At 65.2% G+C, this 24179-nt stretch carries 21 protein-coding genes; 11 read left to right on the forward strand and 10 right to left on the reverse strand.

Annotation, left to right across the window (positions count from 1 at the left end; genetic code table 11):
* Nucleotides 1-105 precede the first annotated feature (105 nt).
* The 4 genes from RBB39_RS13000 to RBB39_RS13015 form a co-directional block, all read right to left on the reverse strand.
* Nucleotides 106-2952: a valine--tRNA ligase gene (locus tag RBB39_RS13000; protein WP_045994723.1), complete on the reverse strand. Its 2847-nt coding sequence runs from the start codon at nucleotides 2950-2952 to the stop codon at nucleotides 106-108.
* Between the two features lie 232 nt (nucleotides 2953-3184).
* The gene (locus tag RBB39_RS13005; RefSeq protein WP_045994722.1) at nucleotides 3185-3682 is read right to left on the reverse strand and encodes a DNA polymerase III subunit chi; all 498 of its coding nucleotides are present in this window, start codon (nucleotides 3680-3682) and stop codon (nucleotides 3185-3187) included.
* Nucleotides 3683-3748: 66 nt separating this feature from the next.
* On the reverse strand, nucleotides 3749-4843 hold the full coding sequence (locus tag RBB39_RS13010; RefSeq protein WP_045994721.1) for a branched-chain amino acid aminotransferase: 1095 nt from the start codon (nucleotides 4841-4843) through the stop codon (nucleotides 3749-3751).
* Between the two features lie 241 nt (nucleotides 4844-5084).
* A complete protein-coding gene (locus tag RBB39_RS13015) occupies nucleotides 5085-6602 on the reverse strand; it encodes a leucyl aminopeptidase (RefSeq protein ID WP_045994720.1) in 1518 nt (505 codons plus the stop codon).
* Nucleotides 6603-6796: 194 nt separating this feature from the next.
* Here RBB39_RS13015 and lptF point away from each other — a divergent pair, with 194 nt between their 5' ends.
* The 5 genes from lptF to bfr all read left to right on the forward strand — a co-directional run bounded on the left by lptF (nucleotide 6797) and on the right by bfr (nucleotide 10742).
* Nucleotides 6797-7879 carry an LPS export ABC transporter permease LptF gene (gene lptF / locus RBB39_RS13020; RefSeq protein WP_083970631.1) on the forward strand — a complete coding sequence of 361 codons (1083 nt, stop codon included), beginning with the start codon at nucleotides 6797-6799 and terminating at the stop codon, nucleotides 7877-7879.
* Nucleotides 7876-8940: an LPS export ABC transporter permease LptG gene (gene lptG / locus RBB39_RS13025; RefSeq protein WP_045994719.1), complete on the forward strand. Its 1065-nt coding sequence runs from the start codon at nucleotides 7876-7878 to the stop codon at nucleotides 8938-8940. The genes lptF and lptG overlap by 4 nt, the downstream gene beginning before the upstream one ends.
* 97 nt (nucleotides 8941-9037) lie before the next feature.
* The gene (locus tag RBB39_RS13030) at nucleotides 9038-9517 is read left to right on the forward strand and encodes an RDD family protein (protein WP_045994718.1); all 480 of its coding nucleotides are present in this window, start codon (nucleotides 9038-9040) and stop codon (nucleotides 9515-9517) included.
* A gap of 197 nt (nucleotides 9518-9714) precedes the next feature.
* A complete protein-coding gene (locus RBB39_RS13035) occupies nucleotides 9715-9921 on the forward strand; it encodes a bacterioferritin-associated ferredoxin (RefSeq protein ID WP_045994717.1) in 207 nt (68 codons plus the stop codon).
* A gap of 335 nt (nucleotides 9922-10256) precedes the next feature.
* The gene (gene bfr, locus RBB39_RS13040) at nucleotides 10257-10742 is read left to right on the forward strand and encodes a bacterioferritin (protein WP_045994716.1); all 486 of its coding nucleotides are present in this window, start codon (nucleotides 10257-10259) and stop codon (nucleotides 10740-10742) included.
* A gap of 365 nt (nucleotides 10743-11107) precedes the next feature.
* Here bfr and RBB39_RS13045 read toward each other — a convergent pair whose 3' ends face one another.
* From RBB39_RS13045 to RBB39_RS13055, 3 genes are read right to left on the reverse strand one after another with little or no spacing between them, the layout of a single operon-like run.
* Nucleotides 11108-11341 (reverse strand): DUF1653 domain-containing protein, encoded by a 234-nt coding sequence (locus RBB39_RS13045; protein WP_045993070.1) that lies wholly within the window; start codon nucleotides 11339-11341, stop codon nucleotides 11108-11110.
* Nucleotides 11342-11360: 19 nt separating this feature from the next.
* Nucleotides 11361-12158, reverse strand: a complete 798-nt coding sequence (tcdA, locus tag RBB39_RS13050) for a tRNA cyclic N6-threonylcarbamoyladenosine(37) synthase TcdA (RefSeq protein WP_045993071.1) — start codon at nucleotides 12156-12158, stop codon at nucleotides 11361-11363.
* A complete protein-coding gene (locus RBB39_RS13055) occupies nucleotides 12158-12934 on the reverse strand; it encodes a pseudouridine synthase (protein ID WP_045993072.1) in 777 nt (258 codons plus the stop codon). The genes tcdA and RBB39_RS13055 overlap by 1 nt, the downstream gene beginning before the upstream one ends.
* A gap of 161 nt (nucleotides 12935-13095) precedes the next feature.
* Here RBB39_RS13055 and RBB39_RS13060 point away from each other — a divergent pair, with 161 nt between their 5' ends.
* The 6 genes from RBB39_RS13060 (at nucleotide 13096) to RBB39_RS13085 (ending at nucleotide 20921) form a co-directional block, all read left to right on the forward strand.
* Nucleotides 13096-14574 carry a TrkH family potassium uptake protein gene (locus tag RBB39_RS13060; protein WP_045993073.1) on the forward strand — a complete coding sequence of 493 codons (1479 nt, stop codon included), beginning with the start codon at nucleotides 13096-13098 and terminating at the stop codon, nucleotides 14572-14574.
* A 165-nt stretch (nucleotides 14575-14739) separates the two neighbouring features.
* Entirely contained in the window at nucleotides 14740-16482 is a 1743-nt protein-coding gene (aceK, locus tag RBB39_RS13065) for a bifunctional isocitrate dehydrogenase kinase/phosphatase (RefSeq protein ID WP_045993074.1), read from the forward strand.
* Between the two features lie 47 nt (nucleotides 16483-16529).
* Complete coding sequence (locus RBB39_RS13070) at nucleotides 16530-17252, forward strand: NAD-dependent deacylase (RefSeq protein WP_045993075.1); 723 nt, start codon at nucleotides 16530-16532, stop codon at nucleotides 17250-17252.
* 319 nt (nucleotides 17253-17571) lie between these two features.
* On the forward strand, nucleotides 17572-18453 hold the full coding sequence (locus RBB39_RS13075; protein ID WP_083970705.1) for a tRNA-uridine aminocarboxypropyltransferase: 882 nt from the start codon (nucleotides 17572-17574) through the stop codon (nucleotides 18451-18453).
* A 236-nt stretch (nucleotides 18454-18689) separates the two neighbouring features.
* On the forward strand, nucleotides 18690-20216 hold the full coding sequence (locus tag RBB39_RS13080) for a hypothetical protein (RefSeq protein ID WP_146164622.1): 1527 nt from the start codon (nucleotides 18690-18692) through the stop codon (nucleotides 20214-20216).
* Between the two features lie 102 nt (nucleotides 20217-20318).
* Nucleotides 20319-20921: a carboxypeptidase-like regulatory domain-containing protein gene (locus RBB39_RS13085; protein ID WP_157033174.1), complete on the forward strand. Its 603-nt coding sequence runs from the start codon at nucleotides 20319-20321 to the stop codon at nucleotides 20919-20921.
* On the opposite strand, the gene RBB39_RS13090 is transcribed toward RBB39_RS13085, so the two are convergent.
* The 3 genes from RBB39_RS13090 to RBB39_RS13100 all read right to left on the reverse strand — a co-directional run bounded on the left by RBB39_RS13090 (nucleotide 20918) and on the right by RBB39_RS13100 (nucleotide 24149).
* Nucleotides 20918-22069, reverse strand: a complete 1152-nt coding sequence (locus RBB39_RS13090) for an alpha-hydroxy acid oxidase (protein WP_045995320.1) — start codon at nucleotides 22067-22069, stop codon at nucleotides 20918-20920. The genes RBB39_RS13085 and RBB39_RS13090 overlap by 4 nt on opposite strands.
* A gap of 180 nt (nucleotides 22070-22249) precedes the next feature.
* Nucleotides 22250-23482, reverse strand: coding sequence for a TraB/GumN family protein (locus tag RBB39_RS13095; protein ID WP_045995236.1), 1233 nt, complete (start codon nucleotides 23480-23482; stop codon nucleotides 22250-22252).
* Between the two features lie 97 nt (nucleotides 23483-23579).
* Nucleotides 23580-24149, reverse strand: a complete 570-nt coding sequence (locus tag RBB39_RS13100) for a lactoylglutathione lyase family protein (protein WP_083970698.1) — start codon at nucleotides 24147-24149, stop codon at nucleotides 23580-23582.
* Between the last annotated feature and the right edge of the window lie 30 nt (nucleotides 24150-24179).

Consider the following 24179-nt stretch of genomic DNA (forward strand, 5'->3'; position numbering starts at 1 on the left):
CATGGCGGACGAAAAAGAGCCGACCCCCCCAGTGGTGGGGTCGGCTCGGGTGGTGCTGACGTCGGTCGTGCCGGCTTGGGCCGGGACTCGACTAGAGCGCTGCGACTACAGGGCCGCGATCTTGTCGCGCTGTTCGACCAGCACCCGGCGGGCGGCCTGGTACTCCTCGAGCTTGCCACGCTCCTTGTCGATGACGGCGGCCGGGGCCTTGGCCACGAAGCCTTCGTTGGCGAGCTTCTTCTCGACGCCGCCGATCAACTTGTCCTGCTTGTCGATCTCCTTGCCCAGGCGGGCGAGCTCGGCGTCCTTGTCGATCAGGTCCGCCATCGGCACCAGTACTTCCATGTCGCCGACCAGCTGGGTGGCGGACAGCGGCGCCGTGCTGGCGTCATCGAGCCACTCGATGGACGACAGCTTGGCCAGCTTGGACAGGAACAGGCGGTTGGCGCTCAGGCGCGCCTGGTCGGCCTCGCTGCCCTTGGTCAGCAGGGCGTCGAGCGGCTTGCCCGGGGCGATGTTCATCTCGGCGCGGATGTTGCGCACCGCCACGATCACCCCCTTGAGCCATTCGATGTCACGGATCGCGTCCTGGTCGATCAACGCCTCGTCCGCCAGCGGCCAGGCCTTGGCCATCAGCGAATCGTTGTCCCCTTCCAGGGTGCCGGCGAGCGGCGCCACGCGCTGCCAGATCTCCTCGGAGATGTACGGCATCATCGGATGGGCCAGGCGCAGGATGGCTTCCAGCACCCGCACCAGGGTGCGCCGGGTGCCGCGCTTGGCGGCCTCGCTGGCGCCTTCGTCCCACAGTACCGGCTTGGACAGCTCCAGATACCAGTCGCAGTACTCGTTCCAGACGAAGTCGTAAAGCGCCTGGGAGGCGTGGTCGAAGCGGAACTCCTCCATCGCACGAGTGACCAGATCCACCGTCTGCTGCAGGCGGGCCTCGATCCAGCGGTCGGCCAGCGACAGCTCGACCTCGCCGCCTTCGCGTCCGCAGTCCTCGTTCTCGGCGTTCATCAAGACGTAGCGAGAGGCGTTCCACAGCTTGTTGCAGAAGTTGCGGTAGCCGTCCAGCCGGCCCATGTCGAACTTGATGTCGCGACCGGTGGTGGCCTGGGACAGGAAGGTATAGCGCAGGGCGTCGGTGCCGTGGGCCTCGATGCCGTCGGGGAACTCCGAACGGGTCGCCTTGGCGATGGCCTTGGCCTTCTGCGGCTGCATCATGTTGCCGGTGCGCTTGTCGACCAGCGCCTCCAGATCGATGCCGTCGATCAGGTCGATGGGGTCGAGTACGTTGCCCTTGGACTTGGACATCTTCTGGCCCTGGCCGTCACGCACCAGGCCGTGGACGTAGACCGTCTTGAACGGCACCTCGTCGGTGAACTTGAGGGTCAGCATGATCATCCGCGCGACCCAGAAGAAGATGATGTCAAAGCCGGTCACCAGCACGCTGCTGGGATGGAAGGTCTTGAGCTCTTCGGTCTGCTCGGGCCAGCCGAGGGTGCCGAAGGTCCACAGCCCGGAGCTGAACCAGGTGTCGAGTACGTCCTCGTCCTGGGTCAGGGCGACGTCGCCTGCGATGCCGTGCTTTTCGCGGGCCTCGGCTTCGGTGCGCGCCACATAGACGTTGCCCTCCTGGTCATACCAGGCAGGGATACGGTGGCCCCACCACAGCTGGCGCGAGATGCACCAGTCCTGCAGATCACGCATCCACGAGAAGTACATGTTCTCGTAGTTTTTGGGCACGAACTGGATGTCGCCGTTTTCCACCGCCTCGATGGCCGGCTTGGCCAGTGTTTCCACCGCCACGAACCATTGATCGGTCAGCAGCGGCTCGATCACGTCACCGGAACGATCGCCGTAGGGCAGGGTGTTGTTGACCGTTTCGGTCTTCTCGAGCAGGCCCTTGGCCTCCATGTCGGCGACGATGGCCTTGCGAGCGGCAAAGCGGTCGAGGCCGGCGTATGCCGCAGGCAGGCTAGTGTCGATGTCGGTCAGCGGACGGCCCTGGATGTCGAAGGCCTCGGCGGCTTCGAGGATATGGGCGGTCTTCGAGAAGACATTGATCAGCGGAAGACCAGCGCGCTTGCCGACTTCATAGTCGTTGAAGTCGTGGGCCGGGGTGATCTTCACGCAGCCCGAGCCCTTGTCCATGTCGGCGTGCTCATCGGCGACGATGGGGATGCGACGGCCGACCAGCGGCAGCTCGACGAACTTGCCGACCAGCGAGGCGTAGCGCTCGTCGTCGGGATTGACCGCCACGGCGCTGTCGCCGAGCAGGGTCTCGGGGCGGGTGGTGGCGACCACCAGATGGTCGAGGCCGGCGTCGGTGGTGACACCGTCGGCCAGCGGATAGCGGAAGTGCCAGAACTGACCCTGCTGGTCGCGATTCTCGACCTCGAGATCGGAGATGGCGGTGTTCAGCGTCGGGTCCCAGTTGACCAGGCGCTTGCCGCGATACACCAGATCCTCTTCATACAGGCGGACGAAGACCTCCTGCACCGCCTTGTAGAAGCCCTCATCCATGGTGAAGCGCTCGCGGCTCCAGTCGAGGCTTGCGCCCATTCGACGGAGCTGGCGGGTGATATGGCCGCCGGACTCATGCTTCCATTCCCACACCTTGTCGATGAAAGCCTCGCGCCCCAGGTCGTGGCGCGTCTTGCCTTCCTCGGCGGCGACCTTGCGCTCCACCAGCATCTGGGTGGCGATGCCGGCGTGGTCGGTGCCCACCTGCCACAGAGTGTTGCGACCCTGCATCCGCCGCCAGCGGATCAGGGTGTCCATGATGGTGTCCTGGAAGGCGTGACCCATGTGCAGGCTGCCGGTGACGTTGGGTGGCGGAATCATGATGGCGAAGGGGTCGCCCTTGCCCGAGGGCGCGAACCGTCCGTCGTTTTCCCAGCGCTCGTACCAGCGGGCTTCGATGCTTTCGGGTTGGTAGGTCTTGTCCATGGGGTACTCTTGCTAGCGGAGCCCGGGGCATGCCAGGCACGAGACAGAGGCTCGCGCATGGCGCTGGGCTTGGAGTTCGACAGCCGGCGCTCGGGCTCGAAAGCTTCCCGCCGAAGAGCGGTTGCGCGAGTGAGGCCTGCGAAAAATGGGCTCGATTATACCCTGATCCGAGGCGGGGCGTCAGGGGCTGACGGGATGACCGGCAGTGTCCAGAGGATTTGGTGACAGGAGCCTACCCCTGACCCTTGAGGTGGTGCGGGGTGACCGGGTAGCCGCGCTGCTTGTAGGTCTTCCAGCACTCGCGCTTGACCGTCAGCACGTCCTGGTGCTGGTTGATGATCTCGGCCACCCGCTCGAAGCGAGAAAACCACTCGGGGATTTCCGGCGACAGATTGAGCATCGCCTGGGGCGGCGGGTCGAGGCTTTGCGGCGGGCCCTGCCAGCCGATGGTGACGGGTACCTGTCTTGCGTTCTCGATACCGGCCTCTGTTGTCCCGGCCCCGGCCTCTCTTGCATCGGCCCCGCCCCCAGCCTCGAGCGCATGGGGGACGAAGGCGTCGGGACGAAAGTCCCACAGACGCTGGTCGAGCTCCCGGGCCATGGCTTCGTCTTCGGCGTACAGGTAGAGCCGGTAGCCCTTGCGGGCGATGGTCTCGGTCAGCCGACAGGCGAAGGCGAGGCGGGCCTCGAGGGTGGTGTCCGGCAGGATGTAGAAGTCGATCTTGGTCATGCGCTCTGACTTGATGGCTGAACGAAGGCCGCCCGGGGGCGGCCTTTTAGTAGGGAAGGAGCCGGATCAGGCAAGACGGGTCAACCAGCCATGGGTGTCTTCGACACGGCCGTACTGGATGTCGAGCAGACGCTTGCGCAGTCGGCTGGCCACCTCGTTGCCCTCGGGGTGCTCGATCACGCCGTCCTCGCTGACCAGTCGCCCGATGGGGGTGATGACCGCGGCGGTACCGCAGGCAAAGACTTCGGTGATTTCGCCGGAGGCCACGCCATCGCGCCACTCGTCGATGCTGATGGGGCGCTCTTCCGGGGTCAGGCCTTCATCCTTGGCTAGTTCGAGCATGGAATCCCGGGTCACCCCCTCGAGGATGGTGCCGGTCAGGCGCGGGGTGACCAGACGGCCGTCACGGGTGACGAAGAACAGGTTCATGCCGCCGAGTTCCTCGATCCAGGTGTTTTCCACGGCGTCGAGGAAGGCCACCTGGTCGCAGCCGTGGTCGGCGGCTTCCTTCTGGGCCAGCAGCGAGGCGGCGTAGTTGCCGCCGCACTTGGCGTAGCCGGTGCCGCCGGGAGCGGCGCGGTTGTAGTTCGACGACAGCCAGATCGATACCGGCTTGACCCCACCCTTGAAGTAGGCCGCCACCGGCGAGGCGATGACGTAGAAGTCCACCTCCTTGGACGGGCGCACGCCAAGGAAGGCCTCGGAGGCGATCATGAAGGGTCGCAGGTAGAGGCTGGATTCCTCGGCAGCGCTTGCCGGCGTCGGCACCCAGTCGATGTCCTGGGCGACCAGTGCCTTGACCGCACCGATGAAGTCCTCGTCGGACAGTTCCGGCAGGGCCAGGCGACGGGCGCTGGCGCGAAAGCGCGCGGCGTTCTTTTCCGGGCGGAAGGTCCAGACGCTGCCGTCGGCGTGGCGGTAGGCCTTCATGCCCTCGAAGATTTCCTGGGCGTAGTGCAGCACCGAGGCGGCCGGGTCCAGTGACAGCGGGCCGTAGGGACGTACCTGATGGCCGTGGAAGCCGGCGTCCTCGGTCCAGCGGATGTGGGCCATGTGGTCGGTGAAGTGACGACCGAAGCCCGGGTTCTCGAGAATGGTGTTACGGATGCTCGCGTCGGTGGCGTTGGCGTTGGGCTCGAGCGAGAAGCCTTGGATGGACACGGGTCGTTCTCCAGAATCGTATCGCGCCGCAAGGGCTCTGCGGCGACAGCGGATCGAGGTCGAGTCAGGGGGCTCGACCGGGATGGGGTGGGCAGGCATCGCGCCTGCCGATGGAATCAGAATGACACAGGCTCGCCCTTTCGGGAAAGCCTGTGGGTCGGGAAAGCCTGTAGGACGGGGATGCCCGCCGGGGCGGGTGCCGACGTCTGTCGGCACCCGCGCGGACTGCGGACTTGCCGGGTCAGTCCTGGTCGGTGTTGACCACCTCTGCCTCGCGGTCGAGCAGGTAGCGGGTCAGCAGGCCCACTGGGCGGCCTGTGGCACCCTTGGCGCTGCCGCTGTTCCATGCAGTGCCGGCCACGTCCAGGTGCGCCCAGGGGAAGTCGGTGGCGAAGCGCGACAGGAAGCAGCCGGCGGTGATGGTGCCCGCCGGGCGCCCGCCGATGTTGGCCAGGTCGGCGAAGTTGGAGTCCAGCTGTTCCTGGTACTCGTCCCACAGCGGCAGATGCCAGGCGCGATCCCAGGCGGTTTCGCCGGCGTCGAGAAGGTCCAGCGCCAGGTCGTCGTCGTTGGACATCAGGCCGGTGGCGTGGTGGCCAAGCGCAATGATGGCGGCTCCGGTGAGGGTGGCGATGTCGACGACGCTGGCCGGCTCGAAGCGCTCGGCGTAGGTCAGGGCGTCACACAGCACCAGGCGGCCCTCGGCGTCGGTGTTGAGCACTTCCACCGACAGCCCCTTCAGCGTCTTGATGATGTCGCCAGGCTTGGTCGCGCGACCGCTGGGCATGTTCTCGGCGGCGGCGACGATGGCGACCAGGTTGATCTTCGGCTTGATCGCCAGGATCGAGGCAACCGCGCCGAACACGCTGGCGGCGCCGCACATGTCGAACTTCATCTCGTCCATGCCGGCACCGGGCTTGAGCGAGATGCCGCCGGTGTCGAAGGTGATGCCCTTGCCGACGAGTACGTGGGGCGACTCGTTTTCGTCGTCCGCGCCCTGATAGCGCATCACGATCAGCCGCGACGGCTCGTCGCTGCCATGACCGACGGACAACAGCGAGTGCGCGCCGAGCTCCTCGAGGGCTGCCTCGTCGAGGATCTCGGTGGTCAGGGCGCCATCGGATTCGCTGGCCAGGCGCTCGGCCTCGCTGGCGAGGTAGCGCGGCGTGCAGACGTTGCCTGGCAGGTTGCCGAGCTGGCGGGCCAGGTTGATGCCCTGGCCAACGGCGGCACCCTGGCGGGCGCCTTCGCTGGCCGCGTTCTGGTCTTCGCCCTCACTGAGCAGGATCGACACCGTCTTGAGGCTGGGAGCCGGGCCACTCTCCTTCTTGAAGTCGGTGAAGCGGTAGCTGGCGCGCAGCGCGCTCTCGGCGATCTTGTGGGCCTTCCAGCCGGCGTCGCGATCCTCGACGGGCACGTCGGTGAGGGCTACCGAGACTTCGTCCACGGTCAGCTGACCGAGGCTCGCGAAGGCGGCGTCCACGGCCTTGCAGAAGGCGCCTTCGTGGCACTTGTCGCGCTCGCCGAAGCCGACCAGCAGCAGGCGGTCGGCGCACAGCCCAGGCGCAAAGGGCACCAGCTGGACGTTGCCGAGCTTGGCGTTGAAATCGCCACGCTCGATCAACTGTCCGATCAGACGCTCGCTGGCGTCGTCGAGCTTGGCGGCGGCAGGAGTAAGTTCACCGTCCTTGAACACCGGGATGACCAGGCAAGCGGTCTCGATCTTGACCGGGTTGGCCGTCTTTACAGGGAATTCCATGCTGACTCCACAAGACAAGTGTGGGGGGATTCTGGATAATGCCGGCACGATGCCGAGTCCATCCAGTGTACCCAAGGCCCCCGGGGTTTGCATGATCACCGTGGCCGCAGCGACCGATCGGGTAGAGACATCGATCAGGGACCTATACTGGATCAGGGACGACCGGTGAGGACGACCGAGAGCAGGAGCGCGCATTGATCATATTCCGTTACCTCACCCGCGAGATTCTGCTGACCATGTCGGCGGTGGCCGGGGTGCTGCTGCTGGTGATCATGGGCAGTCGGTTTATCCGCTATTTTGCCAACGCCGCCGAAGGCGAGATCCCGGCGAACATCCTCGGTTCGCTGATGCTCTATCACATGCCGGGCTTTCTCGAGCTGATCCTGCCGCTGGCGTTCTTTCTCGGAATTCTGCTGGCCTATGGCCAGCTCTACCTCAACAGCGAGATCACCGTGCTGGTGGCCTGCGGCACCAGCCCCAACCGCTTGCTGACGGTCAGCCTGGTGCCCGCCGCCCTGGTGGCACTGCTGGTCGGGATATTCAGCCTGTGGCTGACCCCCGCTGGTGCCCTGCACAACGAACTGGTGCTGGAAGAACAGCGCAGCAAGCTCGACTTCTCGGCGCTGGCGCCAGGGCGTTTTCAGGAGTTCGGCAGTGGGCGTATTGCCTACGCCAGCGACGTGTCCGAGGACGGCGAGCGCATGCAGGAGGTGTTCATCAGCGAACGCCAGAAGCGCAATGACGGCTCCCCCGAGAGCGTGGTGACCCGGGCGACCCAGGGCTACCAGTCGGTGGATCCGGACACTGGCAGTCGCTATCTGGTGCTGGAAGACGGTGAACGCTATAGCGCAGAGGCCGGTCGCGCCGACGCCGAGCGGCTCGAGTTCGGTACCTATGCCGTGCGTCTGGCGCGGGCGGTGGAGGCGGTCGAGACCGACTCGGCGGAGTTTGCCACCACCACGACCCTGCTGAATGACGCTTCGCCCGAGGCCAGGGCCCAGTTGCAGTGGCGACTCGGCGCCCCCTTGATGGTATTCGTGCTGACCCTGCTGGCCCAGCCGCTGTCCCGGGTCAATCCACGCCAGGGCCGGTTTGCCAAGCTGCTGCCGGCGATCTTTCTGTACGTGGCCTACCTGAGTCTGCTGCTGGCGGCCATGGATGCCATCGGCAGCGGCAGCCTGCCTGCCGTCATCGGCATGTGGCCGATCCACGCAGGCTTCCTGATCCTCGGTCTGGGACTGGCCTTCAATGCCCAACGCAAGGGAATGAGCGGATGATTCTCGATCGCCTGGACGGCTACATCGCCCGCAACGTCCTCGCTGCCATTCTGGTAGTGCAGGTGGTGCTGCTGGGCCTGGACCTGATCATCACCTATATCGATGACCTCGGAGACATCGAAGGCGGCTATGGTGCCTTCGAGGTCTTCCTGTTTCTGTGCATGCGCCTGCCCTGGCGCTTTTATCAATATGCCCCGGTAGGCGTGTTGATCGGCGCCCTGATCGGACTCGGCAGCATGGCTTCCAACAACGAGCTGACGGTGATGCGGGCGGCGGGACGGTCGCTGGCGCGCATCGTCTGGGGGGTGATGAAGCCGATCATCCTGGTGGTGGTGATCGTGCTGACGGTGTCAGAGTTCGTCAGCCCCAGAACCGAGCAGTTCGCCCACGCCTGGAAGGTGCAGCAGATGCAGGGCGAGGGCGCGGTGGTCACCGAACGCGGTGGCTGGCAGCGTGAGGGCGACGACTTCTATCGCTTTGGTGCGATTCGCGCCGACGACACCGTGCTGGATCTGACCCGCTACGAATTCGACGGCCACCGGCTGGAGTCGGTCACCACTGCCAGGCGTGCGGTGTGGCAAGGCGACTTCTGGGAGTTGCAGCAGGTCGAGACGACCCGCTTTGCCGATGACCGCACCGAGGTCGACAAGGTGGCTAGCCTGCGCTGGGACACCAGCCTGTCGCCGACTCAGCTGTCGCGTCTGCTGCGCGACGTGGAGACCCAGGCACCGAGCGAGCTGTGGGCCTACGCCGACTATCTGGACGAGCAGGGCCTGGAGGCCACCCAGCCGCTTCTGTACTTCTGGCAGAAGATGCTGATGCCCCTGACCATGGCCTCGCTGGTGCTGGTGGCGGCGTCCTTCGTGTTCGGCCCGCTGCGCACCGTGGCCGCAGGGACGAGGGTGTTCTACGGGGTCATCACCGGGCTGGTGTTCAAGTATCTCCAGGATCTGCTGGCACCGGCCTCCACGGTATTCGGCTTTTCGCCGGCTTGGGCGGTTCTGGCCCCTACACTCGTGTGCGCCCTGCTGGGACTTCACCTATTGAGGCGGTCGGGGTGAAGGGCGGCATGCCTGGCGCCGGCTTGGGCACTCTCGATCGATCTGGCCCCAACGTTAGCGCGCGCCTTGCCGAGACTTCACCTGCTGAGCAAACCCAATGACACGACGTTTTCCCCATCTCGATGATGTCTGGCCCGCAGGGCTGGGCCGGCGTCTGGGCGCCATGTTCTACGACAGCTTTCTGTTGCTGGCCATCTGGATCGCGATCACCACCCTGCACGTGCTGGTGGTGCGCAAGCTGCTGGGCCTGGCCCCGGAAGAGGTGGGCGCAGGCGTTTGGCAGGTGCTCAGCCTGCGACTGCTGCTGGTGGTCGCGGCCTTTGCCTTTTTTGCCTTCTTCTGGCGCCGCGGGGGCATGACCCTGGGGATGCAGGCCTGGCGCCTGCGCGTCCAGACCCTCGACGGCGGTCCCATCAGCCTGCGTCAGACCATGCTGCGCTTCGCCGTGGGAGCGTTTTCCTTCGTGCCGCTGGGGCTGGGCCACTGGTGGGTGCTGTTCGACGCGGAACGGCGCAGCTGGGCGGATCTGGCGTCTGGCACTCAGGTGGTAGTGCTGCCGAAGGCGGCGAAGCGATAACCCTGCACGAGTCGCTCCCCTCTGTTTCCTTCCTGGTTTTCTGGATGCTGTCGATTGGCTGTCGGCAGGGGCAGCGCTTGAGCTGAGTCATGTAAATTCAAATCTTTAGCTAAAGTAAATACGAATTACTCTTGAAAAGGTTGCGTGTCGCTATGGGAATCATTTACATTGCCTATAGTGATTCAGGAGAGATGGCGATGTACGTATGCCTGTGCAAAGGGGTCAGTGACCGACAGATTCGTCAGAGCGTCGATGACGGCGCGCGTAGCTGGCGTCAGGTTCAGCGTGAGACCGGTTGTGGCACCCAGTGCGGCAAATGCGCCTGTGTGGGCAAGCAGATCACCCGCGACGCCATCCAGGAAGCGTCGAGTCTGGAAGTCGAAGCGCTGGCCTATGCGGTATAGCCTTGGTCGTCGGTACGCTCTTGCGCTACTTCCTTTGCGGTAGTCTTTTGAATTAGCAATCGATATCGTTGTAGTTGCGGTTTTCAAGATTCTGATTTTATTGAGTTTTTTCATGGATGCCCTATACTGCTTCTTGACGGGAGCTGGTAGGGCATTGCTTGTCGTGCCAGTGTGTCTGTAGCCCCGCGTCTGTTGCCCTGTGAAGGCGGGCGAGGCCAAGGAGAGACGTCGCCTCTGCGGCGTCCGATGCAAGACGGTTCGATCAACGACGACTGGCCACGGCCGGTCAGCAATCACCGGCAAGCACAAGTCCGGCAAGCATTGAGGAGTTTTCCATGAAAGGCGATCCCAAGGTCATCGAGCATCTCAACAAGGTGCTGGGCAACGAGTTGGTGGCCATCAATCAGTACTTCCTGCACGCCAAGATGTACAAGGACTGGGGCCTGGCCCGGCTGGCCAAGTGGGAGTACGACGAGTCCATCGAAGAGATGAAGCACGCCGACATTCTGATCGAGCGCATCCTCTTTCTCGAAGGCATCCCCAACCTGCAGGACCTCGGCAAGCTGCATATCGGCGAGGACACCCGCGAGATGCTCGAGGCCGACCTGGCCGCGGAGCATACCGGGCGTGACGACCTGATCGAAGCCATCACCTACTGCGAGCAGGTGCGGGACTACGTCAGCCGTGACCTGTTCCAGAAGATCCTCGACGACGAGGAAGAGCACATCGACATCATCGAGACCGAGCTGGGTCTGATGGACAAGGTCGGCTTGCAGGCGTATCTGCAGACGCAAATGCAAAAGGCCGGCGGCGAAGAGTGATTTAGCGCTGGCGCATTGCATCGACAGCGCCCAGGCAAGCAAAAAGGGGAGGCCAGCGGCTTCCCCTTTTTGCGTCTGCGTGTTCCGTTGCCTGCGCGCTGGCCAGGGCGTATGGACTCGCCTCGCCGGGCTGGCGCTGTTGGACCAGCGTTATCGAACTGGCAGCGTCGGACCGACGACATGGATCCGGGCGCCGTCAGGGCCTGCTAGGCGCTGTCGGAAAAGTCGACGAGCGATGGTTAGACAAGGCAAAAATCGGTGAGAAAGCGCAGTTTACGGGGTGTAAATGAGCATTTTGACCGGGCTGGCGCACCAGCCGATTTTTAACGCCGTATTACCGAGCGCAGGCAGTTTTCAGACAAGCCCTAGAACGCCTTCTCGAGGGCAAAGCGTGGAGTGGTGACACCTTCGACGTCGACGCTCTCGCAGAACATCTCAAGCGGGCGCACCCACAGGCCGTAGTCGCCGTAGAGCGCGCGGTACACCACCAGGGCCTCTTCGCTCTCGCTGTGGTGGGCGACGCCGGTCACCTCGTAGAGCGGGCCCTTGTAGTGGCGATAGATGCCGGGCACCGGAAGGGGGGATTGCGGGGTTGTCATGGTCGTTTCCTTGTCTGGCTCATTTTACCCGGGTCAGTCTGGCCAGCGCCCGCGAGGCGGCGACAAAGCCGAAGCTGCCGGTGACAAAGGTGGCGGCGCCGAAGCCGCTCTCGCAGTCCAGGCGCGTGGACTCGCCGGCACCAGGCTTGGTGTGGCAGACCTCACCGTCCTGGCCGGGGTAGACCAGCTGCTCGTCGGAGTAGACGCACTCGACGCTGAAGCGGCGCTTGGGGTTGCGCGAAAAGCCGTGGTCGCGGCGCAGGCGCGAGCGCACCTTGGCAAGCAGGGGGTCATGCTCCGTGCGGGTCAGGTCGGCCACCTTGATCCGGGTGGGGTCGGTCTGGCCGCCGGCGGCACCGGTGACTGTCAGCGGCAGCTTGCGGCGCTTGCACCAGGCGATCAGTGCGGCCTTGGCCACCACGCTGTCGATGGCGTCGATCAGATGATCGGCGTCCTCGGGAATGCGTTCGGCGAGATTGGTCGGGGTGGCGAAGGCGACATCGGCGACGACCTCGATGCCGGGGTGGATGGCCCGGCAGCGCTCGGCCAGCACTTCCACCTTGGGCCGCCCGATGGTGCCGTCGAGGGCGTGAAGCTGACGATTGACGTTGGATACGCAGACGTCGTCGAGGTCGATCAGGGTCAGCTTGCCGACGCCGCTTCTGGCGAGCGCCTCCACCGCCCAGCTGCCGACACCGCCGACCCCGACCACCACCACGTGGGCTTGCGCCAGACGGGCGCTGGCGGTGGTGCCGTAGAGACGGCGAATACCACCAAAGCGCAGGTCATAGTCGTTGTCGCTGGGGTCAGTGCTCATCAGGAATCTCGCTGGGTCGTTGCGGTCACGTTGGCGTTGGTGGTGCTGACTGGCCGGGGCAGGTGGGCGCGCCAGCCGAAACGGTCGAACAGCCGCGTCATGCAGGCGTCCAGCGGGCAGCACAGCGCCATCGGGGTGCGATGGCGAGGGTGCTCGAACTCGAGCGAGGTCGCCGCCAGCAGCAGCCGATCGCAGTCCAGGCTGTCGCGAAAGAAGCGGTTGTGATTGCCCTTGCCGTGCTTGGCGTCGCCGATGATCGGGTAGCCGATGCCGGACAGATGACGGCGTATCTGGTGGCGCCGGCCGGTCAGCGGGCGGGCTTCCATCAGCGAGTAGCGAACCTGGGGGTAGCGGTCGATACGTACCGGCAGCTCCACGCTGTCGAGTCGGCGCACCTCGGTGATCGCGGGCATCGCCGGCATCTCGGCCTTGGGCCGGCTACCGTCTTCCTCGCGCAGTGCCCGGTCGATGCGCTCGGTCTCGGGGCCGATGCCGCGCACCACCGCCAGGTAACGCTTGGTCACCTGGCGCTCGGTGAAGGCCTCGGCCAGCCGCCGGGCCATGTCCGAGGACAGCGCGAACACCATGACCCCCGAGGTAGGCCGGTCGAGCCGATGCACCGGGTAGACCCGCTGGCCCAACTGGTCGCGCAGGCGCTGCAGCAGGAATTCGCGCTCGCCACGGGCCAGCGCGCTGCGATGCACCAGCAGCCCTGACGGCTTGTGCACCGCCACCAGATCGTCGTCCTGGTAGAGAATGGGCAAGGGCAGGGACATCGCGGCGATACCTATGGCGTGAATGCGGGCTCGAGGCGCGCTATTGTCGCCATGTTGCGGCGATCTGTCATCCGGATTGCGACGACTCCGTGAGTCGAGGGGCATCTCTGGCTACGGCTTTGGTCTATGATGAGCGCCGACAATCGGTGAGAGAGCAGGCTATGACCCGAGGGATAGGGATGCTGCGCTGGTGCAGGGACTGGGCACCGGTCCTCAAGGTACTGTCGGTACTTTGGCTGGTGCTGGCGCTGTTCATGCTGCTGCCCTGGGGGGTGCTGGTATGGGAAGGCGACGCCGACGCGCCGGCCTTCGCTCGTTCCCTGCTGGTGGTGCTGGCCACGGTGCTGATGTGCTGGTGGCTGACCTGGCGGATACCGGTGGCGCTCAAGACCCAGCAGATGTTCGTGCTGACCACCCTGAGCTGGGTCAGTATCAGCGGTTTCGCCAGCCTGCCGCTGGTGCTTGGCGCGCCCCATCTGTCGCTGACCAATGCGGTGTTCGAGTCGGTCTCGGCGATCACCACCACCGGCTCCACCATCCTCACCGATATCGACCAGCTGTCCGATGGTCTCAAGCTGTGGCGGGGTTTGATGCAGTGGCTCGGCGGCATCGGCATCATCGTCATGGGCATCGCCATCCTGCCGTTTCTCAAGGTCGGCGGCATGCGCCTTTTTCAGACCGAATCCTCGGACTGGTCGGACAAGGTAATGCCGCGCACCGGCGGCATCGCCAAGGCCACGCTCGGCATCTACGCCCTGGGTACCCTGGTGGCGATTCTGGCCTACGGTATCGGCGGCATGGCACCGGTGGACGCGGTGGTACACGCCATGAGCTCGGTATCCACCGGCGGCTTCGCCAACTCTGACGCCTCCTTCGGGGCCTACGCCGACCAGCCGCATTTGTTGTGGATGGGCACCTTGTTCATGCTGCTTGGCGCCTTGCCCTTCGTGCTCTACATCCGCTTTCTGCGCGGCTCGCCGTTGGCCTTGTGGCGCGACGAGCAGGTCCGTGGGCTGGTGTGGCTACTGGTGGTGGTGACGTTGATCCTCAGTCTCTATCGGGTATGGCGAGGCGAGGCGATGTTCGATGCCCTGACTCACACCGCCTTCAACGTGGTCTCGGTGGTGACCACCACCGGCTACGCCAGTGACGACTACAGCCAGTGGGGCCCGTTCGCCGCCATGGCGTTCTTCTATCTGACCTTTGTCGGTGGCTGCAGTGGTTCGACCAGCGGAGGCATGAAGATCTTTCGCTTCCAGGTGGCGATCAAGATGCTGCTGAGCCAGCTGCGCTTCTTGATCCACACTCATGGGGTCTTCGTCTCTCGCTACAACGGTGCGCCGCTGTCCGATGAGATCAGCCGGGGGGTGGTGGCCTTCTCCTTCTTCTTCTTTCTGACCATCGCCGGCCTCGCCCTGGCCCTCGCCATGCTGGGACTTGATCTGGTCACGGCGCTGACCGGGGCGGCCACGGCGGTGGCCAACGTCGGGCCAGGACTTGGCGATATCATCGGCCCAGCCGGCAACTTTTCCACCCTGCCCGACGCCGCCAAGTGGCTGTTGTGTGTGGGCATGCTGATGGGCCGCCTGGAAATCCTGACCGTGCTGGTACTGTTGACTCCGATGTTCTGGCGCAAATAGGTCTTTGGCGGCGGTGGGGGAGGTGATCGAGGGCGTAGTGTGCCGGGTTGGACAGACGGCTTGGCGGCTGCCATGTTGCACGGCAACATGACAGTCGACATTGGTCGTCTCGCCGAAGGTGGCGGCGGCGGTCATTCTGAGCTGACGCCCGTCGGGAGCCCCGTGATGAAACTGTCCCCTGCCTATCGCATCGCCGCCACTATCCTGCATGGATTCGACGAGTACCGCTCGCGCTTCAAGCAGATCACCCTGGACGCCAATCGACGCTTTCGCGACGCCGCCTGGCGCGAGGCCCAGCAGGCCTCGGCGGAGCGGATCAACCTCTATCAGGAAAAGGTCGACGAGACCCTGGGGCGCCTGCAGCGCACCTTTGACGAGGATATCCTGACCCACTGCGAGTGCTGGCGTGAGGCCAAGGGACACTATGTCGAGCTGATCGGTCAGCGACTCGACTACGAGCTGGCCGAGACCTACTTCAATTCGCTGTTCTGCTCGATCTTTCATCACCGCCACATCCGCGATGACTGGATGTTCGTCAACTCCTCCAGGGACGCCGCGTCACACCACTCGGGTATCGAGCTGTGCCGACACATCGCGGTGGAGGGGGACTGGTCAAGGGCCATCGCCGAGGCGCTGGAGGGGGCCGAACTGGGCATGGAGTTCATCGACCTGGGCCACTGCGGACATCTGGCGCGTGACTTTCTGGTCGAGCACCTGCCGCAAGGGCTGGCGGGCGGCACGGACACCGAAATCGAACTGCTGAAGAGCATCTTCTACCGCAACAAGGGCGCCTACCTGGTCGGCCGCATCCACCGCGATGGCGAGCAGGTGCCGCTGGTGCTGCCGGTGCTCCACGAGGAGGGCAAGGGGTTGCACCTGGATACGGTGCTGATCGAGCCCGACGAGGTGTCGATCATCTTCTCCTTCACCCGGGTCTACTTCCAGGTCGATGCCACCGTGCCCCGTGAGTTCGTGGCCTACCTGCACATGCTGATGCCGGACAAGCCGATCAGCGAACTCTACGCTGCCATCGGCTTCTTCAAGCACGGCAAGACCGAGTTCTTCCGCGCCCTGAACCAGCAGATCGCGCGGCGCGAGGACAAGTTCATCATCGCCCCCGGGGTGCGCGGCATGGTGATGGCGGTGTTCGTGCTGCCGTCACACCGCACCGTGTTCAAGATCATCAAGGACCGCTTTGACCCGTCCAAGGCGATGAGTCGCGACAACGTGCGCGAGAAGTACGGCCTGGTCAAGCGCCATGACCGGGTCGGCCGGATGGCCGATACCCAGGAGTTTTCCTACCTGGTGTCGCGCAAGGACCACTTCGATCCCGAATGCCTGGAGCATCTGCTGGAAGTGGCGCCGAGCAATGTCTACCTGAAGGACGACAAGGTCATCATCAAGCACTGCTACACCGAGCGCATGATGACCCCGCTGAATCTGTATCTGGAACAGTGCGACGAGACCGAGACCCGTGCGGTGCTCAAGGACTACGGCAACGCCATCAAGCAGATGGCGGCGGCCAACATCTTCCCCGGCGACATGCTGCTGAAGAACTTCGGGGTGACCCGCCACGGGCGGGTGATCTTCTACGACTACGACGAGGTGAGCTATCTCACCGAGTGCAACTTCCGGCATATCCCGGAGCCCCTGTATCCCGAGCAGGAGCTGGCCGACGAACCCTGGTACTCGGTGGGGCCCAATGATATTTTCCCCGAGGAATTCGGGCCCTTCCTGTTCGCCAATGTGCAGTTGCGCAAGCTGTTCTTCGAACTGCATCCGGAGCTTTTCGATGCCGACTACTGGAAGAGCCTGCAGGCGGCGATCACCGACGGTCAGGTGATCGACGTCTACCCTTATCGCAACAAGCAGCGCTTCGCCTCGGACCCCGGGGGCCTGACCTACTGAGTCCGTGGCGGCGCTGATTCAGACTCTCAAAGCTGTGGAGCGAGTTCATGTCCAAGGCCCCCCATCTGGTGGTGCTGACCGGCGCCGGCATCAGCGCCGAGAGCGGAATCCAGACCTTCCGTGCCGCCGATGGCCTTTGGGCGGATCATCCCATCGAGGACGTCGCCACCCCCGAGGGCTGGGCACGAGACCCGCAGCGCGTGCTGAGCTTCTATGACGCCCGTCGGGACCAGGTACGTGGCGCGCGTCCCAACGCCGCCCACCGGGCGTTGGCTAACCTCGAGGCGCGTGGCTTCGAGGTCAGCATCGTCACCCAGAACATCGACGATCTGCACGAGCGAGCGGGCTCCCGTCGGGTGCTGCACCTGCATGGCGAGATCATGATGGCGCGCTCCTCGGTGGACGAGCGCATGCGCTATCCGCTGGGGCGTCGGAATATCGCCATGGGCGACGTCTGTGACCGTGGCAGCCAACTGCGCCCGGACGTGGTCTGGTTTGGCGAGGCGGTGCCGGCCTATCAGGACGCCTGCGAGATCGTCGCCGAGGCGGACCTGTTGCTGGTGGTCGGCACTTCGCTGGCGGTGATGCCGGCGGCGGCCCTGATCAACGAACTGCCCTTCGATGCCGACTGCGTGCTGGTGGACCCTGACGAATCGCTCAGGGTGCCTGCTGGCGTTGCCCGGCTGGTGATGCCGGCAGGTGAGGGCGTGCCCGCCCTGACCCGTCACTGGCAGCGTGAAGGTCGACTGTTCATGCCGCAATTGGGCTAGGGCTTGTCTGAAAAGTGCCTGCGCTCGGTAATACGGCGTTAAAAATCGGCTGGTGCGTCAGCCCGGTCAAAATGCTCATTTACACCCCGTAAACTGCGCTTTCTCACCGATTTTTGCCTTGTCTAACCTTCGCTCGTCGACTTTTCGGACAGCGCCTAGGCCCGGGCGAAGGTGGCGCCGTCGAGCGGGTTTTCTAGAGAGCCGTCGGTACGGCGACCTGAGCCGCTGCCAGGAGCGCCAACCTTTCGCGTGGCTTGCCTGACGCAGGCAATGGGGCGTGGTAGATTGGGCGCCCTTTGCCGCAGCCTGCATCCCGCCCATGTGTGACTCTCGTTTCGCCGATTCCGCCCCCTCCCAGCAAGACGCCCGCTCCGAAGATTCCGGCTCGACTCAGGAAGCTTCAACCACCGAGGAGGCGTCCGCCGAGCGCCATCCGGGTGAGCCGAGCGCTGTCGGGGATCCGCACCTCGGCGAGAGCCGGAGCCTCGACCGGGACCCTGCCACCGGTCATCCGCGTCCCCCGCGACGAGAGTTCAAGGCGCGCGGCAGTTTCGTCACCCGTTGCGCCGGCTGCAACCTGCCTGAACTCAACTGCCTGTGTCCCTATCAGGCCAAGGCCGACTCTCGGGTCCAGGTGTGGCTGATCACCCATCCGCTGGAGCACCACAAGCCGACCAACACCGGGCGTCTGATCGCCGACGTGCTGGCGCCCACCCGTGTCTTCACCTGGTACCGCACCACGCCCGATGAACAGCTGCTGGCGCTCCTGGCCGACGAGCGCTACGCCCCCTTCGTGGTATTCCCCGATGACCAGCCCGACTACGCCGACCGCGTGGTCGAGGTGGAGGCGGTCCGGCGAGTCCCCCGGGAGCGCATCCCGGTGCTGATCCTGCTCGACGGCACCTGGCGTCAGGCGCGGCGGATCTTTCGCAAGAGCCCCTACCTGGAACGCCTGCCGGTACTGCCGTTGAGAACCGATCGACTGACGCGTTATCGGTTGCGCAAGCCCGCTTCCCAGGCGCATCTGTGCACCGCCGAGGTGGCCGCCGAGCTATTGCGTCAGAGCGGCGAGGAAGACGCCGCTTCGGTGCTCGACGATTACTTCGACGTCTTCAACGACAGCTACGCCGCCAGTCGGCGCTACCACAAGATCGAAACGCCAAGCCCGGCCATGCGCAGGCTGGCCGCACGGCGAGGGTGAGAGGGCGTGGTCAGGCATCGAGGCGACGACAACGACAGGATCGGTGTCGGTATACGCATAACTATGCCGTATTGAGCGGGTTTTTTCGGACCTGTCGGTATAAAACTACATTCCCTATCCACGACCGCTGGCTTGTGGTGTCGCCAATATCCTAGTTCGCCCGGGCTTTTTCTGGGAGACGCTCTTCTTTTGACACAGTTTCGTCAATCTGTGCGGCTTGGCGCACGAGGAGCGTTATGGATTTTCGTAGGCGTTTTCACCCCTGCCGACCTCTCCCGGGAGATCGCTGTCCATCGCTGGCGGTGGATGGTGATGCCGCATTTTCCGTGGCGACGCTGGAGCGTCGCTTGGAAAAGGACCGTACCCGGGTCGTCCACAGTGCCAGCCTGCGTCGATTGCAGCTGCTGCCCCAGCAGGGCGCGGTGCTGGCCCACGCAAGCCAGAGGCGACTGCTGTCGGCCTCGCTGGAGCGACAGCAGATGGGGCGCCGGATCGTGCAGATGGTCTATCGCAAGCTGGGCAAGCGGGCGGGTGACTGTGGCCTCGATGGTCTGGAAGACGCCTTCATCTGTCTGGTCGAGGTGGGCAGCCTGCTGCGTGATATCGGTCGACCTCCCTTTGGCCAGGCCGGAGAACTTGCGCTCTGCGGTTGGTTCGACAGCCATATGTCGGCCCTGGGAGGCCGCCAGCTGCCGCTGGCCAAGGACGATATCCAGGGCGCGGCCCTGCTCAACGAGCTGTGTCGGTTCGACGCCCAGGCCCAGGCGCTCCGCACCATCAGCAAGCAGGAGGGGATCTCGCTGACCCATGTCCAGGGCGCGGTGCTGCTGGGGGAGCAGGCGGTGTGGCGCGAAGTGGGCGACGATGGCCGTGGCCGCCAGGGCTACTGCTATCGTGCCGAGAGCGACCAGGAGACGGCCATGCGTGGTGTCCTGGGGCTGGGCCAGGATCATCGCCATCCGGCCAGCTACGTGGTGGATGCCGCCGAGGTCATTGCACGGACCCTGTCTCGTCTGGAGGCGGTGGTGGAGCGGGGGTTGATCGACCCGACATCCCTGGTGGCATCGCTCAAACAGGCCTATGTGGAGGGGCTGGCCCGCCAGGGAGAGCCCTGGGCGAGTCTGGAGGAGCGGCGCTTCTCGCGCCACGGAGTAGTACGCCGCTGGAGCCTCGGTGGCATGCTGGACTGGGCGCTGCGCCGCTATGAGCGGGACAACGTCGAGGAACTGGGGCGCTTCTTTCACTACCTGCGACTGGCGCTGGGGCGCACCCTGGTCAATCACGCCGCCGATGCCTTCGTGGCCCACCTGGAGAACATTCGGGAGGGACAGCCTCAGTTGAGGCTGCTGAGCGCGGAGGTCGGCTGTCGCGCTCTGCTCGAGGCCTTCGACAGCCTGGCCACTCGGGTCGAATATCGGGATCCGGAGCTGGAACGGCTGGAGCTCGAGGGCTACCGCACCTTATGTGGACTGCTCGATGCCGCCCTGCCGGCGTTGCGCCTGCCGGAAGCGGCCTTCGTGCGACTGCTGGACGAGGGCCATGGCGCCTCGCCGCGGCTGACGTTGTGGGTGAAGCGGTTGCCGCCCGGCGTGCTCAGGGTGTACCGCCAGGCCATGGCGCAGCCCTGGGAAGGGGCGAGCCGCGAGGTCTGGGAGGCCTACCATCGTGGACGCCTCGTGCATGACTGGATCTGCAGCATGACCGAATCATCGGCGCTGGAAGAGTACAGTCGCCTGCGTGTAGCCGGTCGTTCGCTGGCCTGACGGTCTGGAACTGTGGCGTCACCACCGGCCCGCCCAGCGTTGAAACGATGGGCCAGGGATGGCGTAGAGTTTCTGTCGACGATTCTGCACAGGCGAAGTCCCATGAGGCTGGCGACGGGTGGTCGGCGAAGCATCTCGTTGATGGCGGTGCTGGCACTGTTGCTGGTACTGATGTCGCTGGTTTCTGGCTGCGTGCCGGTGATCAGTGAGCGCTGGGCGCGCCAGCCATTGCAGGGGCAGGTCATCGACGCCCGTACCGGGGCCCCATTGGCGGGGGCCAGGGTCTCGGCCGAGGCCTTTGCCGAGGCCGCCGACGTGACCGACAGCAACGGGCGGTTCGCCATTCCGGGGAATTCGTATATCGGTGGGCAGTTGTTGATGGCTGCAAGCGGGCTCCGTCCTCAGTGCTGGAAGATCGAGCGCGACGGCTACCGGACGCTGTGGATCGAGGTGATGGAGATGGTCCCGGATACGCTGCGCCAGCCGATCACGGTGAACCTGCCCATGTTGGCGTTCGATGCCGAGGCGCCCGCTGGACGCTCTGCCGAGACGATGGTCAAGGAAAAGAGCCCCGGGGATCACGCCGGGGATCAGGTCGGCAATCACGTCGCCAAAGAGGCGATTTCCCGCGCGATACAACGCGACAATTACCGGTGGCGCCTGGCGGAAGGCAACGACTGTGGCGCAGCGCCGCCGCCCGGCTAACGATCGACGTGGTTGGCGTTCGCTGCCAGCGCGCGTGCATCCACTTCCCTGATACTCGAACAGCCACACATGGCGAGGCCCTGGTCCAGCTCCCGGCGCAGGATCGCCAGGCAGCGCTCGACGCCGGCTTCGCCCGCGTCGGCCAGTCCGTACAGATAGGGGCGGCCGATATGCACGGCGTCGGCGCCCAGGGCCAGCGCCCGAAGGATGTCCAGGCCGCTGCGAATCCCCCCATCCAGATGCACCTCGAGACGCTCGCCCACCGCCGCCGCCACCTCGGGAAGCGCCGCGATGGTGGCCCTGGCGGCGTCCAGTTGGCGCCCCCCGTGATTCGACACCACCACGGCGTCGGCCCCCTGCTCGGCGGCCTGGCGCGCCGAGTCCGCGTCCAGTACACCCTTGACGACCAGCGCGCCCGGCCAGCGGGCGCGGACCCAGCCCAGATCACTCCACCCCAGTGAGGGATCGAGCTGGTCGTCGAGCCAACTGGCGAGTGAGGCGATGCCGTCCGGGGCCGAGAGCGGTCCGTCCAGATTGCCCATGGAAAAACGACGGCTGCGCAGGTGGCGCCACCACCAGCCGGGGTGACGGCCCAGCCCCCAGGCGAGCTTGAGGGCGGTGGCCGGATCGGGCCTGACGTCGTGGCCGAGTCCCCGGTGGTGATCGGCCAGCAGCGGCATATCGATGGTCAGCACCAGCACACGGCAGCCGAGACTCAGGGCGTCGTCCATCAGTCGCTCGCTGAGGGCACGATCCTTGAACACGAACAGCTGAAACCAGGGTGGGCGCGGGCAGTCCCTGGCGATATGCGCAAGGGGGGCGTTTGACAGGGTGGCGGCGGTGTAGGGGACCCCGGCTCGCGCAGCGGCGCGTGCGGCCAGACGTTCTCCGTCGGCCCAGGCCAGGCCGCCCAAAGCCACCGGCGAGAGCACCAGCGGCAGCGCGATATCTTCGCCCAGAATGCGAGTACCGAGGGTGCGCCGGCTGACGTCGGCCAGGCGCGGTGCCAGCGCCACTCGTGACATGGCCTGGAGGTTGGCGGCCAGCGCCTGCTCGGCGCCGGAGCCTCCTTCGATATAGTCGAAGACCAGCCGTGGGAGTCGCCGTCTCGCGCCTTGGCGAAGCGCCTCGATGGTGCTGCGGGTCATGGGGCCGACTCCGTTCAGCAGGCTGTTCCTTTGAGCATAGTCTAAGCGGGCTTCGGAGCCGGTTTCGGTGGCGGGCTGGCGTGGACCCGGAGCGGGTTCGCGTTGATGGTAGGGGGGCGTCGAAACGACACCGCCGCCCGAGGGGGCGGCGGCGCGTGGGTGCCGAACGAGGCGGCCGGGCTAGCCGAACAGGCTGTCGGCGATACGAAAACCGGCGATCCAGGTGCCGGCGGCGGAGCCCAGGGTCGCCGTCAGAAACACCAGCAGGGTGCGCGAGACACGGTTTTTCCACCAGCCCTTCACCTGGGTAACGTCGTGACGCAGGGTGGAGAAGTCGCGCACCTTGGGCTTGCGCATGGCCAGTTCCACCCCGGCGGCGACGAAGCCCGCCCCGATGGTCGGATTGAGCGAGGTCAACGGGGCGGCGAACACCGTGGCGATCACCGTGACCGGGTGGGCGAGGGCCAACAGGGTGGCGCCCCCTGACAGCACGCCGTTGATCACGAACCATTCCGCCACCAGCTGCCAGCCGAGCTCGGTGTTGCGCGAAAAGCCGATGGCGAAGCCGGTCAGTACCAGGGCAGTGATCAGCCAGGGCAGCATCTTCCACACCTTCGACGGCGGCCGGGTGGCCTCCAGCGCGGCGATTTCCTCGGCCGGGTCCTCGGCAGGCGGGCCTTCCAGATGCTCGGCCATGCCCTTGAGGTGGCCGGCGCCGATCACCACCAGCACCCGCTTGAACTTGCCAGGTGGGCACTGCTGGGCCAGGCGCATCACCATGTAGCGATCGCGCTCGCTGATCAAGGGGGTGAACAGCGACTGCGACTCGGCGGCGAATTCGCTGAAGGTGGATTCCAGCACGTCGCCCTGCTTGAGCCGCTCGACCTCCTCGGCGGAGACTTCCTGGCGCGACAGCACGCTGCCGAGCAGGCCCGACAGCAGGCTAAAGCGCTGCCACCAGGGCACGTTCTGGTAGATCCGCTTGAGCGTCAGGCCCACGTCCCGGTCGATCAGCAGCAGCGGAAGCTCGTGGCGCTGACTGGCCTCCAGGGCGGCGCGCATCTCGGCACCGGGCTCGATGCCGGATTGCTCGGCGATGCGCTGCTGGAAGGCGCCGAGGGCCAGGTTGGCGGCGACCATGCCGGCCTTGCCCTGACGAAAGATCTGGAACAGGTCCTGGTCACCCAGGGCGTCGGGGTTGGCCAGGTTGCTGTGGCGGGCGTCGCACAGCTCGATGGCGACGGCGTCGAAGTCGCCGGAATCGATCAGGTCGCGCACCTCGTCGGCGCTCTCGGCGCTGACGTGGGCGGTGCCCAGCAGGGTAAAGGTGGTGTCGCCGACGCGGAGGTCACGTCGGGGGCCGCCTCGGGTCTCGGGCCGCTCGGCCAGCGCAATGTCGTCGATCTCGCTCATGGGGCTCGGGGCCTTGAGAATGTGAAGGATCGATTATCCATGAACGAGGAGGGCAGGCCAAACCCTGGCCTGCCCTCGAGCTGACATTGTCCGGCGTTCAGTCCTGATAGGCGCCAGCGGAATAGGTCAGTTCGTAGCTGTGAGAGTAGATCTCGAGGATGTTGCCGAACGGATCTTCCATGTAGATCATCCGGTAGGGCTTCTCGCCGGGATAGTACTCGCGCACCTTGGGCATGCGCTTCTTGCCGCCGGCGGCGACGATGCGCTCGGCCAGGCCCTCGACGTCGGGATCCTGGACGCAGAAGTGGAACACGCCGGTCTTCCAGTACTCGAAGTTGTTCTCCGGGTCCTCGTGGTTGGCGAACTCGAACAGCTCCACGCCGACCCGGTCACCGGTGGACAGGTGGGCGATACGGAAACTGCCCCAGCCAGGACCGAAGACGTCGGTGCACATCTCGCCGATGGCGGAGTCGTCTTCCTCGATGGTGGTCGGCGCCATGATCTGGTACCAGCCCAGCACCTGGGTGTAGAACGCCACCGCGGCCTCCACATCCGGCACCGAGATGCCGATATGGGAGAAGCTGCGGGGATAACTGTTTGGAGAGTTGCTTGAAGAGTTGGCGGGAGCGTCATGGTTGGCGTTTGCCAAGGCGTCTTGCTGGCTCATGGAGTGTCACCTCTTGATGCAGGAATGATG

Origin of the sequence: Halomonas sp. MMSF_3323, from assembly GCF_030733595.1 — a bacterium.
Classification (GTDB): domain Bacteria; phylum Pseudomonadota; class Gammaproteobacteria; order Pseudomonadales; family Halomonadaceae; genus Halomonas; species Halomonas litopenaei.